Genomic DNA, 1,292 nt, shown 5'->3' with positions numbered 1-1,292 from the left:
TCCCCCTCGTATATTATGTTTAGGCCTACATTTTCCGCCTATTATTTCCTTGTAATTCACCCTGTTGATATGTCAAATGACTTGGACGCTCTGGGATATTCCTAGATAATGGTCTTAGGATCATTTGGGACAATTCTTTCTCCCCCTGCGGGCTTAACCGCATTAATAAGACTGAATCCCAGTGTGCGTTTTGGCCTTCAAACACGCAGGCTGTACCCCTTGATGTTCAAACCTGGATGTTAGTAGCTCCAGGGCGGCTTTCGATGCAAGGAGAGTACTCATACACGAGGCTGCTGATCGGCGCCCACACTAGGGATATCCCAGAGCGTCCAAGAATAAGTTCCAATGATTCTAAATCGAAAGGAGTGTTAATCCCATGAAATTATTTGTTGGTTTAGACGTTAGTTCTTTTGATATCAAGGTTTGCTTTTTAAATGGTGAGGGCGAACAGTTAGCTTCCTTCACCGTGTCCAATGATTTGCCAGGTGCTACACAGCTTAGAAACAAGATTTTAAAGACAGCTAAGGATCAAGATGTCACTATCCTACGAATTGGGCTGGAATCTACCAGTGTTTATAGTTTTCATCCATCCATGTTTTTACATAATGATGAGTCGATTCAAGCTCTTGGTGGGCAAGTGTTGGTCATGAATCCCAAACAGATAGCGAATTTCAAGAAGAGCTACAGCGATATGGACAAGACGGATGAAATTGATGCCTTCGTCATCGCTGACTATCTCCGTTTTGGTCGCTTGCCGATGTCGGTTGTGAAAGAAGAACAGTATGTGGCTCTTCAACAGTTGACACGGGCACGTTACCAGATTGTCCGCCAAATCACGCAGGAAAAGCAGCGTTTCCTTCAGTATCTAAGCTACAAATGTAATACATTCACGGAGGAAGTAGAATCCTCTGTATTTGGTAAAGCGATGATGGATCTTTTCCTTGAAAACTACAGTCTGGATGAGTTATCGAACATGTCTTTGGAAGACTTGGCTGACTATCTACAGAAACAGGGAAAAAATAGATTCCCTGATCCAGATTGTGTGGCCAAGTCCATTCAGAAGGCCGTTCGCTCTTCCTATCGTTTAGACAAAGTGGTGGAAGACTCCATCGACACCATACTAGGCACCTCGATTACATTGATTCGGACGTTTGAAAAACAGATCAAAGAACTGGATAAATCCATCGAGCGAATCATGAAAGGTTTGCCGCAAACGCTACAGTCTATCCCTGGCATCGGACCAGTATTAGCTGCCGGTATTCAAGCTGAAATTGGACAGATTGAACGCTTCG

The 1,292-nt window shown here is 43.8% G+C and carries 1 protein-coding gene; it reads left to right on the top strand.

The features are described 5' to 3' along the window. Positions 1-376: 376 nt before the first annotated feature. Positions 377-1,292 (top strand): IS110 family RNA-guided transposase (locus tag M3210_RS19950; RefSeq protein WP_251518030.1); only part of this gene is annotated, 916 nt, incomplete at its 3' end.

Origin of the sequence: Oceanobacillus luteolus (assembly GCF_023715655.1) — a bacterium.
Lineage (GTDB): Bacteria > Bacillota > Bacilli > Bacillales > Amphibacillaceae > Oceanobacillus > Oceanobacillus luteolus.
The sequence above is the reverse complement of the archived record's forward strand: the minus strand, read 5'-3'. Positions and strand labels throughout refer to the sequence as shown.